Annotated in this window: 10 protein-coding genes, 3 tRNA genes and 1 pseudogene; 6 read left to right on the top strand and 8 right to left on the bottom strand. The window is 69.9% G+C overall.

What is annotated here, in order from left to right:
• Positions 1-43: 43 nt before the first annotated feature.
• The 5 genes from ACKTSN_RS24535 to purS all read right to left on the bottom strand — a co-directional run bounded on the left by ACKTSN_RS24535 (position 44) and on the right by purS (position 4988).
• Positions 44-847, bottom strand: coding sequence for an META domain-containing protein (locus tag ACKTSN_RS24535; protein WP_409471082.1), 804 nt, complete (start codon positions 845-847; stop codon positions 44-46).
• A 46-nt stretch (positions 848-893) separates the two neighbouring features.
• Positions 894-1691, bottom strand: a complete 798-nt coding sequence (locus ACKTSN_RS24530) for a maleylpyruvate isomerase family mycothiol-dependent enzyme (RefSeq protein ID WP_409471081.1) — start codon at positions 1689-1691, stop codon at positions 894-896.
• Positions 1692-1780: 89 nt separating this feature from the next.
• Complete coding sequence (gene purL / locus ACKTSN_RS24525) at positions 1781-4039, bottom strand: phosphoribosylformylglycinamidine synthase subunit PurL (protein WP_409471080.1); 2259 nt, start codon at positions 4037-4039, stop codon at positions 1781-1783.
• Positions 4036-4716 (bottom strand): phosphoribosylformylglycinamidine synthase subunit PurQ, encoded by a 681-nt coding sequence (gene purQ, locus ACKTSN_RS24520; protein WP_224739379.1) that lies wholly within the window; start codon positions 4714-4716, stop codon positions 4036-4038. The genes purL and purQ overlap by 4 nt, the downstream gene beginning before the upstream one ends.
• Positions 4713-4988: a phosphoribosylformylglycinamidine synthase subunit PurS gene (gene purS, locus ACKTSN_RS24515; protein ID WP_409471079.1), complete on the bottom strand. Its 276-nt coding sequence runs from the start codon at positions 4986-4988 to the stop codon at positions 4713-4715. The genes purQ and purS overlap by 4 nt, the downstream gene beginning before the upstream one ends.
• A 408-nt stretch (positions 4989-5396) precedes the next feature.
• Here purS and ACKTSN_RS24510 point away from each other — a divergent pair, with 408 nt between their 5' ends.
• The 6 genes and pseudogenes from ACKTSN_RS24510 (at position 5397) to ACKTSN_RS24485 (ending at position 8583) form a co-directional block, all read left to right on the top strand.
• Positions 5397-5714: a histone-like nucleoid-structuring protein Lsr2 gene (locus tag ACKTSN_RS24510; RefSeq protein WP_409471078.1), complete on the top strand. Its 318-nt coding sequence runs from the start codon at positions 5397-5399 to the stop codon at positions 5712-5714.
• A 145-nt stretch (positions 5715-5859) separates the two neighbouring features.
• Positions 5860-5931: transfer RNA gene (locus ACKTSN_RS24505), tRNA-Gly, on the top strand.
• Between the two features lie 80 nt (positions 5932-6011).
• A tRNA-Gly gene (locus ACKTSN_RS24500) sits at positions 6012-6087 on the top strand.
• A gap of 118 nt (positions 6088-6205) precedes the next feature.
• Positions 6206-6436, top strand: a pseudogene (locus tag ACKTSN_RS24495) (ABC transporter ATP-binding protein); the annotation flags it as partial.
• A gap of 160 nt (positions 6437-6596) precedes the next feature.
• Positions 6597-8294, top strand: coding sequence for a hypothetical protein (locus ACKTSN_RS24490; protein ID WP_409471077.1), 1698 nt, complete (start codon positions 6597-6599; stop codon positions 8292-8294).
• A 216-nt stretch (positions 8295-8510) separates the two neighbouring features.
• Positions 8511-8583: transfer RNA gene (locus ACKTSN_RS24485), tRNA-Gly, on the top strand.
• Between the two features lie 45 nt (positions 8584-8628).
• Here the strand turns inward: ACKTSN_RS24485 and ACKTSN_RS24480 are convergent.
• The 3 genes from ACKTSN_RS24480 to ACKTSN_RS24470 all read right to left on the bottom strand — a co-directional run bounded on the left by ACKTSN_RS24480 (position 8629) and on the right by ACKTSN_RS24470 (position 13583).
• Positions 8629-9528 carry a phosphoribosylaminoimidazolesuccinocarboxamide synthase gene (locus ACKTSN_RS24480; RefSeq protein ID WP_409471076.1) on the bottom strand — a complete coding sequence of 300 codons (900 nt, stop codon included), beginning with the start codon at positions 9526-9528 and terminating at the stop codon, positions 8629-8631.
• A 73-nt stretch (positions 9529-9601) separates the two neighbouring features.
• On the bottom strand, positions 9602-11107 hold the full coding sequence (locus ACKTSN_RS24475; protein WP_409471075.1) for a N,N-dimethylformamidase beta subunit family domain-containing protein: 1506 nt from the start codon (positions 11105-11107) through the stop codon (positions 9602-9604).
• A gap of 325 nt (positions 11108-11432) precedes the next feature.
• Positions 11433-13583, bottom strand: coding sequence for a hypothetical protein (locus ACKTSN_RS24470; protein ID WP_409471074.1), 2151 nt, complete (start codon positions 13581-13583; stop codon positions 11433-11435).
• Positions 13584-13772: the final 189 nt, after the last annotated feature.

The raw sequence follows: 13772 nt of genomic DNA, 5'->3' as shown, positions 1-13772 counted from the left end.
GATCGACCACTGGTCCGAATTGGTGATACTCGGCGGTAACCGGTCACTTCCCGGCCGTCGCGGTCACGGACTCGCCGTTTTCGCTGGTCAGCGTGAGGGTGCGGTGCTCCAGGCGGTAGCTGACCGTGCCGTCGAAGAGGCGCAGGAGGCGCTTTTCCGTATCCATGAGTGAGGCTTCGCACATCATGCGCGTGGTGGATGCGGTGCCCAGGGTGATCCGCCCGTCGCGCACGGTGGCCTCGGCGTTGACCTTGTTGCAGGCGAGGCGGCCGCTGACCTTGCCGGGCTTCTCCTCGAAGGTGAGGTACGCCTTGCCCTCGGCGCCCCTCGGGAGGGACTCGACCACCTCGCCCTCGCCCAGTGCCGTCACCGTCCACTTCGTGCCGTACAGCGGGGCGTCCTGCTCCTCGGTCAGCCGGACGGTGTCGCCGACGTCGGTGGTGAGGGTGAGGCGGTCGCCGCTGACCTCGGTTTTCAGCGGGCCGTCGGCGAGGGTGCGGGCGAGGTTCTCCTCGAAGGTCATGGGGGCGTCCTCGCAGGCCATCTCGGTCACCGTGGCGTCGCTGAGCCGGATGCGGTCGCCGTCGAAGGCGACCCGGGCGCTGAAGTGGTTGCAGCCGTAGTTGCCCTGGGCCTTGCCGCTGTCGTCGATGGTGACGTGTGCGTCGGTGGGGGCGTCGTGCTCCTTGCCGTCGACGGTGAGGCTGTCGACGGTCCAGTGCACGCCGGTGACGGGCTTCTGGGCGGCGGCCGACGTGCTGCCCGCCTGTTCACTGCCGCAGGCCGCGGCGAGGGGGACGAGGGCGAGGGCGGCCGTGAGGGTGATGCGCTGCTTCTGCCTGTACATGCCGATTCGACGGGACGGGTGGGGTGATTGGTTCCCGGTTTTCCGGTTACGACATCAGCGGAAGGAACTCCCCCAGATCTGCCCGCTCCCCGCTCGCGCTGGCCTTCGCCTCGCGGACGGCCTCGGTCCACTCCATCCGCCCGGTGGCGAGCCGGAGCCAGGTCAGCGGGTCGGTCTCGACGACGTTGGGCGGGGTGCCGCGGGTGTGCCGGGGGCCTTCGACGCACTGCACGACGGCGTAGGGCGGGATCCGCACCTCGGTCGCCCCGCCTGGTGCCTTCGCGGCGAGCGCGTCGGCGAGCAGCCGGGTGGCGGCGGCGAGGGCCTGGCGGTCGTAGGGGATGTCGAGGCCGGGGACGGCTGCGTTCAGGTCGTCGGTGTGGACGACGAGTTCCACGGTGCGGGTGACGACGTAGTCGGCCAGCGGGAGGGCGCCCGCGCTGGTGGGGAGCAGCCGGGTGCCGGGGTGCGCGGCGAGGTCGGCGGTGAAGCGCTGCTCGATGCCGGCGAGGTGGGCGTCCAGGTCGGGATGCTGTTCGGCCAGGTGACGGGTGGTGTCGGCGATGCCCGGGGCGTCGACGGCGATCGCGAACGGCCAGTCGAGCAGCCGCGCGTCCTGCCGCACGGGCGCGGGCTCCCGCACCAGCCGGCTCACCGCGGCAAGGGCCATCCCGGTGTGCACGATCAACTCCCGCACGGTCCAGTCACCGAGGCGGGTGGGAAGGGCCAACTGCTCGGGGGTGAGGCTGCGGACGGCCTCCCGTACGTTGCCGAACTGGGCGAGCACGGCTGCGCGGGTCTTGGCGGGGTCGTAGGTGCGAGGGCGCTTCTTGGCCGGGGGCATGGCCGGAGCCTAGTTCTTCCCACTGACCGTGCGGACACCAGAAGGCCCCGCCCGGCAACCGGACAGGGCCTTCGAGGTCGTGCGAGTGGTTACGCCAGCAGCGCCGGAATCGTCGCCTCGTGGGCCTCGCGGAGCTCCTGCAGGGAGAGCGCGAACTCGCCCTGGACGTCGAGCGCGTCGCCGTCGACGACACCGATGCGGGCGGCCGGGAGGCCGCGTGCGCCGCACATGTCGTTGAAGCGGACCTCCTCCGAGCGCGGGACGGCGACGATCGCGCGGCCGGCCGACTCGGAGAAGAGGAAGGTGAACGCGTCCAGACCGTCCGGCACGACCAGACGGGCACCCTTGCCGCCGAGCAGCGCCGACTCGACCACGGCCTGGATGAGACCGCCGTCGGACAGGTCGTGCGCGGAGTCGATCATTCCGTCGCGGGAGGCGGAGATCAGGATCTCGGCGAGCAGCCGCTCACGCTCCAGGTCGACCTCGGGCGGCAAGCCGCCGAGGTGGTCGTGGACGACCTGGGACCAGGCCGAACCGCCGAACTCCTCACGCGTGTCGCCGAGGAGGTACAGCAGCTGCCCCTCCTCCTGGAAACCGACCGGCGTGCGACGAGCGACGTCGTCGATCACGCCGAGGACCGCGACGACCGGGGTCGGGTGGATGGCCGCCTCGCCCGTCTGGTTGTAGAGCGAGACATTGCCGCCGGTCACGGGCGTGCCCAGCTGCCGGCAGGCGTCTGCCAGGCCCCGTACCGCCTCCGCGAACTGCCACATCACCGCCGGGTCCTCGGGGGAGCCGAAGTTCAGGCAGTCGGAGACGGCCAGCGGCTTCGCGCCGGTCGTCGCCACGTTCCGGTAGGCCTCCGCGAGGGCCAGCTGGGCACCCTTGTACGGGTCCAGCTTGGCGTACCGGCCGTTGCCGTCCGTCGCGATGGCGACGCCGAGGCCGGTCTCCTCGTCGATGCGGATCATGCCGGAGTCCTCGGGCTGGGCGAGGACGGTGTTGCCCTGCACGAAGTGGTCGTACTGCGAGGTGATCCACTTCTTGGAGGCCTGGTTCGGGGACCCGACCAGCTTCAGGACCTGGTCCTTCAGCTCCTGTGAGGTCTCCGGCCGCGGGAGCTTGCCCGCGTCGTCGGCCTGGAGGGCGTCCTGCCAGGACGGGCGGGAGTACGGGCGCTCGTACGTCGGACCCTCGTGGGCGACCGTGCGCGGGTCGACGTCGACGATCTTCTCGCCGTGCCAGAAGATCTCGAGGCGGTCGCCGTCGGTCACCTCACCGATGACCGTGGCGATGACGTCCCACTTCTCGCAGATCTCCAGGAAGCGGTCGACCTTGCCCGGCTCGACGACCGCGCACATGCGTTCCTGCGACTCGCTCATGAGGATCTCCTCGGGCGAGAGCGTGGAGTCGCGCAGCGGTACGTCGTCGAGGACGACCGTCATGCCGCCGGAGCCGTTGGAGGCGAGTTCGCTGGTCGCGCAGGACAGGCCGGCCGCGCCCAGGTCCTGGATGCCGACGACCAGCTTCTCCCGGAACGCCTCCAGGGTGCACTCGATGAGGAGCTTCTCCTGGAAGGGGTCGCCGACCTGGACGGCGGGGCGCTTGGAGGGCTTGGCGTCGTCGAAGGTCTCGGAGGCGAGGATCGACGCGCCGCCGATGCCGTCGCCGCCGGTCCGGGCGCCGTACAGGATGACCTTGTTGCCCGCGCCGGACGCCTTCGCGAGATGGATGTCCTCGTGCCGCATGACTCCGATGCAGCCGGCGTTGACCAGGGGGTTGCCCTGGTAGCAGGGGTCGAAGACGACCTCACCGCCGATGTTGGGCAGGCCCAGGCAGTTGCCGTAGCCGCCGATACCGGCGACGACGCCCGGGAGGACACGCTTGGTGTCGGGGTGGTCGGCCGCGCCGAAGCGCAGGGGGTCCACGACGGCGACCGGCCGCGCGCCCATCGCGATGATGTCGCGCACGATGCCGCCGACGCCCGTCGCGGCGCCCTGGTAGGGCTCCACGTACGAGGGGTGGTTGTGCGACTCGACCTTGAAGGTGACCGCATAGCCCTGGCCCACGTCGACGACACCGGCGTTCTCGCCGATGCCGACGAGGAGGGCGTCGGACTCGGGGGCCTTCTCGCCGAACTGGCGGAGGTGGACCTTGGAGGACTTGTAGCTGCAGTGCTCGGACCACATCACCGAGTACATCGCGAGTTCGGCGCCGGTCGGGCGGCGGCCGAGGATCTCGACGACCCGCTCGTACTCGTCCTTCTTCAGGCCGAGTTCGGCCCAGGGCAGCGCGACGTCGGGGGTCGCGGCCGCGTGCTCGACCGTGTCCAGAGGCGTCCTGCTCATGCGTTGACCAGCTTCTTGAGGATCGAGGTGAAGAAGGGGAGGCCGTCGGTGCGGCCGGTGCCGACGAGCGGCTCGACGGCGTGCTCCGGGTGCGGCATCAGGCCCACGACGTTGCCGGCCTCGTTGGTGATGCCGGCGATGTCCCGAAGGGAACCGTTCGGGTTGAAGTCCAGGTAGCGGAAGACGACCCGGCCCTCCGCCTCCAGCTGGTCGAGCGTGTACGAGTCGGCGACGTACCGCCCATCCATGTTCTTCAGCGGGATGTGGATCTCCTGGCCGGCCGTGTAGTCACTGGTCCAGGCGGTGTCCGCGTGCTCCACCCGCAGCTTCTGGTCACGGCAGATGAAGTGCAGATGGTCGTTGCCGAGCATCGCGCCGGGCAGCAGATGGGCCTCGGTGAGAACCTGGAAGCCGTTGCAGATGCCGAGGACCGGAAGACCGGCCTTCGCCTGCTCGATGACGGTCTCCATCACCGGCGAGAAACGGGAGATGGCCCCGGCACGCAGATAGTCGCCGTAGGAGAAACCGCCGGGCAGCACCACGGCGTCGACCTGCTTCAGGTCCTTGTCCTTGTGCCAGAGAGCAACAGGCTCGGCGCCCGCGAGCCGGATCGCACGCTGTGTGTCCCGGTCGTCGAGGCTGCCCGGAAAAGTGACGACGCCAATACGTGCGGTCACTTCGCGGCCCCCGCGGCGTGCGCCTCGTTGTTGTCCACCCTGACAGAGAAGTCCTCGATCACGGTGTTGGCGAGGAAGGATTCCGCAAGCTCGTGGATGCGGGCGAGCGCGGCCTCGTCGACCGGCCCCTCAACTTCCAGTTCGAATCGCTTTCCCTGACGTACGTCCGAGATCCCGTCGAAACCCAGCCGCGGCAGTGCGCGCTGCACCGCCTGGCCCTGGGGGTCGAGGATCTCCGGCTTGAGCATGACGTCGACTACGACGCGTGCCACTGGCACTCCCGGTGTGTGGTGCTGAGCAGGTTCCTTCAGACTACCCGCACAAAATTTCTACGCGGGTAGAGTTGTAGGAAGCTACGGGCCGATCATCACGATCCGGCATCGGAGGCGACCCGTTCACGAAAAGTTCCGGGAAAGATCCAGGATCCGCACGTGATGGCTATTGCGCCCACCCGCCTCCCCCACCACCCTCAATCGAAGTCGCCGCGCTCCCCCCCCTTGAATCCTGGACACGCGGGGAGATTTACTCGGGCTTCACATTGCTTTGCCGAGCACTGTACAAATGAATTAGCAATAGCCGATACTTTCTCCGATAACTGGCCGACAGCCGACATCTCCGCGGCATCTCCATGACGTCTTGGCACGTCATCACCGAGGTGCCGCACGAAGGGACCGATATTCGTGGCGCAGCGTGTCGTAGTCACTCTCTTTGACGACATCGACGGCTCGGAAGCGGCGGAAACGATCGCCTTCGGACTCGACGGCAAGTCGTACGAGATCGACCTGAACGAAACCAATGCCAAGAAACTGCGTAAGGCGCTCGAGCCGTACGTGGAGGCCGGCCGCAAGCGGTCGAAGTCGGGCAAGGCCTATCGGCAGACGGAGGTCGCCCCTCACCCGGCGGCCGTTCGGGCCTGGGCGCAGGCCAACAAGATGGACGTACCGGCGCGGGGCCGGATCCCGAAGAAGGTCTACGAGGCGTTCGCCGCGGCCCAGTAAGCCCGCACCGTGGAGCTGGACGGGCTCCGGGCTCGGCCGCTCACGCGCCCCTCGCAGGAGCCGACTTGCGCAGCACCCCTGGTGATCAGCTAGAGTCTGGAGCACGCCGAGGGGCGAGGCGGAAAAGCCCAGCCCACGGAGTCATGCGGGTGTAGTTCAGTAGTAGAACATCCCCCTTCCAGGGGGAAGGCGCAGTGTGCGATCCCTGTCACCCGCTCTGCATCGCCGTCTCGACCACTCAAGTGGATCGGGTAAGCTGGTGCCCGCACCGATCGGTGAAAGCCGATCGGGAGCAATGCGGACGTAGCTCAGTTGGTAGAGCGCAACCTTGCCAAGGTTGAGGTCGCGAGTTCGAGCCTCGTCGTCCGCTCCAGTCACAAAGGCCCCGGTCGATCGACCGGGGCCTTTGGCGTAGTGCGGATGGCCTCTGTCTGACATATGTCATTCCGAGTGGTCTGCTGCCGGGGCGCGGCCGCCGGGATGCTGTGGTCATGAACACGAGCGAACACGAGCACGTGACAGAGGTCACCGACCTGAGGCGTGTGTACGGGGGCGGGTTCAAGGCCGTGCGCGGGATCAGTGATCCCTACGCTGAGCGGGCCGTCGTACGGCCGCGGACCAGGGTGATGCTGCAGGAGGGCGGCTCTCCGTCGGAGCTGACCGTCGCCGAGACCGCGCGGATGTGGGCGGGGTGTACGTGTCGGGGTCAGCCCGAGCGAGAGCCGCACGGGTGAGCAGCTCTTGACTGAGAATCGGCCGTGTTTGGCCAGCGTGTCCCTCTTGCGGGTGAACGAGACCGACTCCGGAGATCATGCGAGCACATGGAACGCATGATCTGTGATGGCAGCTGAGTTCGCTGTGACCAGGGGAGGGGAGCGGTCGATGGCACGAGAGCGCACGAGGAAGCGTGAACTGCGTGTGCTGGCCGATCCGTTCACCGTCGCCGCCCCGTCCGGGGCGCGGATCAGGGACCGGCTTCGTCTGGAACCGGCCGATGAGAAGGTCCTCCGCCTGGTGGGCGAGCACCTCGGGCATCATCAGCGGGCCGACCTGGCCGACCGCGTCAGGGTTGGCAACGTCAAAGCGAAGGACACGAAGCGGGCAGAGCGGAAGAAGAAGCTCACCGCCGTGTCCTCCTCCCGATGGGCCGGGGCAATGACTCGCGCCAGCGAGGACCAGTACCAGCTGTCGATGCGCGTGTTGTACGACGAGCGTGCCAGCCTGCGCCGCGCCATCCGTGTCATGAGCGGTCGCCTGGCAGCGCCGTGCGGCAAGCGCTCCAAGAGCGGGACGCGCGGTTACACCGATCAGAACGAGCGGTTCCAGAAGCAGCGACGCCTCCACAGGCTCAAGTCCCGGCTCGCTGCCGTCGAGGAGCGGATCGCGTCGGGGCGCCCGTCGATCGTGGTCGGCGGGCGACGCCTGGCGGAACTGCGGCACCATCTCGCGGATGCCCAGCTCACCGAAGTCGAGTGGCATGACCGGTGGGAGGCCAAGCGGCTGTTCCTCACCGCGGACGGCGAATCCGGCGCCCCGCACGGCAACTACACCATCACCGTCGACCCCGTCGACGGCACGGTGACCGTCGTGCTGCCGGAGCCGTTGCGGCACCTGGCCAACAGCCCGCGGGGCCGGTACAGGCTTTCCTGCACCGTGCGGTTCTCGCATCGCCGCGAGGAGTGGCTCGATCGTGTCACCTCTCACCGAGCCGTCCGCTACGACATCAGCGTCGACCCGATCCGCGACCGCTGGTACCTGGACGCGTCCTGGGCTGCCGACGTCGCCGCACTGCCCACCCCGGACGAGATCAAGGCCTCGTGTGAGCGGCTGCTGGGCGTCGACCTGAACACCGACCACCTCGCCGCCTACGTGCTCGATGTACATGGCAACCCGATCGGCGAACCGATCACGATCCCTCTGGACCTGACCGGCCCCGCTGCCACGCGGGACGGACAGCTCCGCGCCGCGATCAGCGACCTGATCGCCCTCGTCAAGGAACACGGCTGCGCGGGGATCGCAATCGAGAACCTGGGCTTTGCCGAGGCCCGCGCCGCAGGCCGGGAGACGATGGGCCGAGGCAAGAGAGGCAAACGCTTCCGTCGCATCGTGGCCGGCATCCCCAGTGCGCGCTTCCGTGAACGTCTGCGCGGCATGGCCTACCACCAGGACTTGGTCGTCATTGCGGTCGACCCGGCGTACACCAGCCGCTGGGGCGGGCAGCACTGGAGGAAGCCCCTGCAGGACCAAGCGAAGACCACGGTCACTCGACACCATGGTGCCGCTGTGGCCATCGCACGACGCGCTCTCGGGCACGGGATCCGGCGTCGGCCAGGTGTGACCGCCCACCACCAGAGGATGGTGGTGCGGAGAGCTACCGGCCAGGCCGTGTCCCTCCCGCGGGCGCGTGGGACCGCGAGCCCACCCAGGACAGCGGGCGCGCCCAACCAGGGCGGCAAGACCCGACTGTGCCGAGGCGACCAGCTCGCGCTGTTCCCCGGCCTCGAAGACCGTTCGCGAGGCCACCGGACCACCGCTGGCCCGGATTACAGCGCTTCGGCCGGTACAGGCCGAAAACGCTAGGAACCGTATAGTTGCTCTCGCGCCACGCCCGGCCGCTCGCCGACCGCCCGTCGTGGAGATCGCCGAGTGGACCGTGCTGTCCCCCAGTGACCGATATGGAACCACCTCTTCTCGGCGTTCTCGGCGTTGGTCACGCGAGGAGTGGAGGTCCGTCTCCGCGGCGTTTCTTCGCCCACGAGCGAGATTGCTATAGTTGCTCTCGCGCCACGGCGCAGTGCGGACGTAGCTCAGTTGGTAGAGCGCAACCTTGCCAAGGTTGAGGTCGCGAGTTCGAGCCTCGTCGTCCGCTCTGGACAAAGACCCCGGTCATCGCGACCGGGGTCTTTTTCGTGGCTCAGCTCCAGGTGGTGCCCGTCAGGCGCTCGTACGCCTCCACGTACTTGGCCCGGGTCGCGTCCACGACCTGCTGCGGCAGCGGAGGCGGCGGCTGCTCGCTCGTGCGGTCCCAGCCCGACTCGGCGGAGGTCAGCCAGTCGCGGACGTACTGCTTGTCGTACGACGGCTGCGCGCGGCCCGGCTGCCACTGGTCGGTCGGCCAGAAGCGGGAGGAGTCCGGCGTGAGGACCTCGTCGGCGAGGACCAGGGTGTCGTTCTCGAAGCCGAACTCGAACTTGGTGTCCGCCAGGATGATCCCGCGGTCGCGGGCGATGTCGCGGGCGCGGGAGTAGACGGCGAGGGTGGCCTGGCGCAGCTGGGCGGCGGTGTCGGCGCCGACCTGGCGGGCGACCTCCTCGTAGGAGACGTTCTCGTCGTGCTCGCCGACCTCGGCCTTGGTGGCGGGCGTGAAGATCGGGGCGGGGAGTTCGGAGCCGTCGACGAGGCCTTCGGGGAGGGCGAGGCCGCAGACGGTACGGGACTCCCGGTACTCGGCCAGGCCCGAACCGGTGAGGTAGCCGCGGGCCACGCACTCCACCGGGATCATCTGCAGCGACTTGCAGACCAGGGTGCGGCCGGCCCAGTCGGCGGGGGCGCCCGGCGGCAGTTCGGTGCTCAGGACATGGTTCGGGGCCAGGTCGGCGAGTTGGTCGAACCACCACAGGGAGAGCTGGGTGAGGACGCGGCCCTTGTCGGGGATCTCGGTCGGCAGCACCCAGTCGTAGGCGGAGATACGGTCGCTGGCGACCATCACGAGGTCGCCCGCCTCGTTCTGGTACAGCTCGCGCACCTTGCCGGTGTGCAGATGCACCAGGCCCGGAACCTGGATCGGCTCGGGCTTTTCTACGAATCCGGACACGGTTCCTCCCCGTGGTTCTGTCCAATGGGTCGATTCTCCCGTATGCCGGGATGAGCGTGGACAGCGGGTCAGGTCAGTCACGTTTGCAGATGCGGTCCAGGAGGTTGGCCGTGGCCCGTTGGATACGGGGGTCCACGTGGCCGGGGCGGTCCAGGGCGGGGGACCAGGCGAACGTCCCGGCCGCGAAGACGAGGGCACCGGAGGGGGCGCGGTACAGGGACGTCTCCTGGTGGCGGAGCACACCCTCGCTGTCGGTGTAGGGGGAGTGGGCGAGCAGGACGCGCTCGTCGTGGTCGGGGAGCGGGGCGCGCGGGAAGTAGCGGTCGGCCTCCCCCGCGACCAGGCCCTCGATCTCGTCGCCCTCGTGCGCGCCGGTCGCCTCCCACAGCCAGTGGTCGGCGTTGCGCACGATCAGGGGGTGCGGCTCGGGGACGCGGCCCGCGTACTGGATGCCGATCAACTGCTGCTCCGGCCGGTCGACTTCACGCCACAGCACCGGCCTGCCCGGGCCCTTGCGCTTGCGGCAGGTGAGGAGACGGTCCGGGGTGCCGGACGGTGCCGGGCCGAGCTGCACCTGCCAGTACATGGTGTTGGAGGAGAGGAAGACCAGGGACGTGCCGTACTCCCGGGCGAGTTCCACGGTGCGGCGCATGCTCGTCGACCAGTACTCGTCGTGGCCCGGGAAGACCAGGCCCCGGTAGCGGGTGGGGTCGACACGGCCGGCGTGCAGATCGCGGGCGTCGGCGTACGCGAGGTCGTAGCCGTAGCGCTCGGCCCAGCGGATGAAGTCGTAGGCGTGGCCCACATGGAGGGGCAGGCCCGCGCCCGCGTACGGCCGGTCGAAGGAGACGGTGGTCGCGGCGTCGGCTTCGCCGAGCAGTCGGCCGTGCTCGTCCCAGGCGTGGTAGAGGCTCGCGCCCGTGCGGCCGTCCTCCGGGTAGAGGTTGTACGCCTGCCAGGTGATGTCCGGGAGCAACAGGAGCAGGTCGGCCGGGTGATGGTGGCGGACCGTGAAGGGAACGTGGGAGCGGTAGCCGTCGGCGGTGGTGAGGACGGCGACGTAGGCGCCGACACTCCAGTACGACGGGATCTGGAGCCGCCAGGACAGCCACCAGTGGTGGCAGGAGACCGTGCGGTCGGCGGTGAGCGGCGGGGGCTGCACGATGCCTGACAGCCGGGGGCTGGTGGTGATCTTGGCGGCGCCGTCACCGCCGTAGTGGCCGATGCGGTAGATGTCTACGGTGAACTCCTGGGGCGGGTCGACGGTGATGTGGAAGTCGACTGCCTCACCGGGGGCGGCCGCGCCGGTGGACGTGAAGCCCTTGATCTGACGGTGGACGTCGTCCGCGGAGCGGGGGCCGTAGGCGGAACGGGGGGCGGGGACGCGGGGGGTGCCGGTGGCGGTGAGCGGGGGCTGCTGGCCGGGGGCCGGGTCCACGTACCAGGGGACGACCTGGCCGGTGTCGTCGAAGTACGTCTCGCTGCCGCGCAGCCAGGGGACCGGGCCCTGGCCGAAGGGATCCGTCACGGCGTGTGCCAGTGCTCCCGACTCCCAGCGGCGGATCTGCTCCGACCCCATGGTCGCTTCCCTCCCTCGGGCCCCGTTTTGTTGTGTCGTGCTGTGTCGGCTGCGGGTGCGTGCTTGTCCTGCGGTGCTTGTCCTGCGGTGCTTGTCCTGCGGTGCTTGTCCTGCGGTGCTTGTCCTGCGGTGCTTGTCCTGCGGTGCTTGTCCTGCGTGCTCGTCTTGCGGTGCTCGTCCTATGTCGAGCGCTCTTGCCATGTGCGCGTTCAGTACCCAGCACATCACATTCCGCACTGAGCCCGTCACGGTTCGTTTTGAATTGACCGAAAACGGAAGCGGGGGCTCCATGTCGGGCTCCGCGTCGGGGGCTCCACGTCGGGGCTCAGACGAGCCGTACCGGCTTCTCCGGGCGTATCCCGACCTCGGCCAGCCAGGACCGCAGGGGTGCCGGGTCGCCGTCCTCTATGAGGCTCAGCACTCTGGGGGTCAGATCGGCTGCGCGTTCGCCGTTGACCAGGAGGGACGGGCCGTCGAGCCAGTCGAGGCCAGGGGTCGCGCCGGCCGTGTCCATCGCGGCGCAGCACACCATCGCGGTGACGTGGTCGGCGAGCAGTTCGCGGGGGGTGCGTGGGGGTTGGAGCGGGAAGAGGGGGAGCGTTCCGCCGTCCCAGAGAGCGATGTCGGGCGCGGCGGCCGGTGGGCCTGCCTGGGGGGCGAGACCGGAGGCCTCCTCCCGCGCCACCTCCGCACTGAGCCCGGCGGCCAGGGCGGCGCAGCGGGGGGTTGGGGGTGGGGGGTCGGCTATGGGCAGGGGCTCTGCGGGCTCGTGGGTGGGCGGGTGGGGGGGTGGGGGGTTGGCGGACTTGGTGGTGGGGGCGTTGGTGGGGGTGGGGGCGCCGGGCGCCTGAGGTAGGTGGGTGGTCGGGGTCGGGTGAGCCGGGGGGCGGGTCCTTTGGTCCGATGCGTCGGTCGGACGGTCCGGGGCCCCGGTCGGACGGTCCGAGGTCTCGGTCGGACGGTCCGAGGTCTCGGTCGGACGGTCCGAGGTCTCGGTCGGACGGTCCGAGGTCTCGGTCGGGCGACCCGATGTTCCAGTTGGCTGGTCCGATATGCCGGTTGGCTGGTCCGATGTGTGGGTCGGGCGGGCAGAGGTCCCCGTCGGCATACCCGATGCCCCGGTTGATCGGCCCGGGGCCCGCACCAGGGGTTCAGGTGTCGTTGGGTCGGGTGGGGGTGGGGGGGCCTGTGTGGGGGGTGGGTTTGTGAGGTGGTCGAGGACGCGGGCCAGGGTTGGGCCGCTGTCCGCGCCGCGGGTGACTCGGCGGACTCCGAGGGTGTCCAGGACGCGGTGGAGGCGGGCCGCGTCCGTGCGCCACTTGCGGTCCACGACCTCGTCCGGGTACTCCTGCCAGTCCACCGGCGACCAGGCAGGGCCGGATTCGGCCGGCCCGCCGTGGAAGAGGCGGGCGGCGAGCAGCGAGGCGGCCTCGTCGATCGCGCCGGGCTCTTCGAGCAGGTCGCAGGCGGGACGCTCACCCAGTCGGGAGGCGAAGCCCTCGGCCAGGCGGTCGCGTCGGGACAGTTCGGTGAGGGCCGCGACGACGCCCGCGTCCAGCCGGGAGGGCCAGCGGCCCATCCGCCAGGCGGGCAGCGCGACCCGGGTGAGCAGGCGGTCCCAACCGGCGTACGCCAGCCCGACCTGTTCCTGCGCAACGATCCGCAGCCCGTAATCCACAGCCTGTGCACGCTCGGCGGCCGCGGCGGCGACCCCGCGTTCCATCTGCGCCGTGTGCTCCTGGCAGCCGCGCAGCAGCAGGCGGGCCACCCGGCCGAGGCCCGCGCACACCGTGCGGACCACGGGACCACGGCCCGGCGTCGAGACGACGGCCACCGCCGCGTCCAGGCCCCGGACGAAGCGCCGGGCCGCGGCTATGTCGGGGTGTGCGGAAGGCCCCGTACCGGCGACAACCGGGGCCAGGACCGCGCGCAGCTCCCCGACGCGCATCCACCACAGGAACGGGGAGCCGATGACGAGGACGGGGGCGGCATCCGTACGGCGTTGGGCGTGCCGTTCGGTGCCCGACCTCCCGTCGGTGTCCCCGAGCGCGTGCGGGGGACCGTGTGCCGGATGGGTGCGGTCCTCCAGCCAGCTGTCGCAGTCCGGGGTGAGCGCTATCGCGGACGGGGCGGGGACGTCGAGACGGTCGGCGAGGTCGCGCACCAACCGGTACAGATCGGGGGCCGCCTCCTCGGCGATCGGCACCGTCGGACTCACCGCGGGCCGCGCCCGGGCGACGAGCAGCGCGAAACCGCCCGCGGCCAGCAGGAAGAGAACTGCGACCGCGCTCACCGCCCAGCGGGCGACGCCCCAGCCCTGGCCGACGAGATGGCCGGTGGAACCGCCCGCGAGCAGGACCACGGCGACCGCAGTGGGCAGCACGGCGACGGCCAGCGCCCGGCTGCGGATCCGCAGCACGGCCAGCGCCCGGGAACGCGCGGACTGCGCCCCCGTCTCCACACCCATACCGGTCACGACCGGACCTCACCCCCTCCCGTCCTGGCTGCCTTGGCGTTGCTCACTCCCCCACTGTGGCACCCACCACTGACATCGCAATGTCGATGGGCCAAGTGCCGGAACGCTTGCGCCGCACCCTAGTTGGGGCCTCGTCCCTCGTCAGCCGGATAGGACATCGGTCACTCGATGGAATGGCTCTGGGGAAAG

This window comes from Streptomyces flavusporus (genome assembly GCF_046267975.1).
Classification (GTDB): domain Bacteria; phylum Actinomycetota; class Actinomycetes; order Streptomycetales; family Streptomycetaceae; genus Streptomyces; species Streptomyces flavusporus.
This window is presented reverse-complemented; position numbering and strand designations above follow the sequence as displayed.

Coding starts and splice junctions, on each gene's coding strand:
- ACKTSN_RS24535 (WP_409471082.1), bottom strand. CDS start 847: ATGTACAGGCAGAAGCAGCGCATCACCCTCACGGCCGCCCTCGCCCTC.
- ACKTSN_RS24530 (WP_409471081.1), bottom strand. CDS start 1,691: ATGCCCCCGGCCAAGAAGCGCCCTCGCACCTACGACCCCGCCAAGACC.
- purL (WP_409471080.1), bottom strand. CDS start 4,039: ATGAGCAGGACGCCTCTGGACACGGTCGAGCACGCGGCCGCGACCCCC.
- ACKTSN_RS24490 (WP_409471077.1), top strand. CDS start 6,597: ATGGCACGAGAGCGCACGAGGAAGCGTGAACTGCGTGTGCTGGCCGAT.
- ACKTSN_RS24475 (WP_409471075.1), bottom strand. CDS start 11,107: ATGGGGTCGGAGCAGATCCGCCGCTGGGAGTCGGGAGCACTGGCACAC.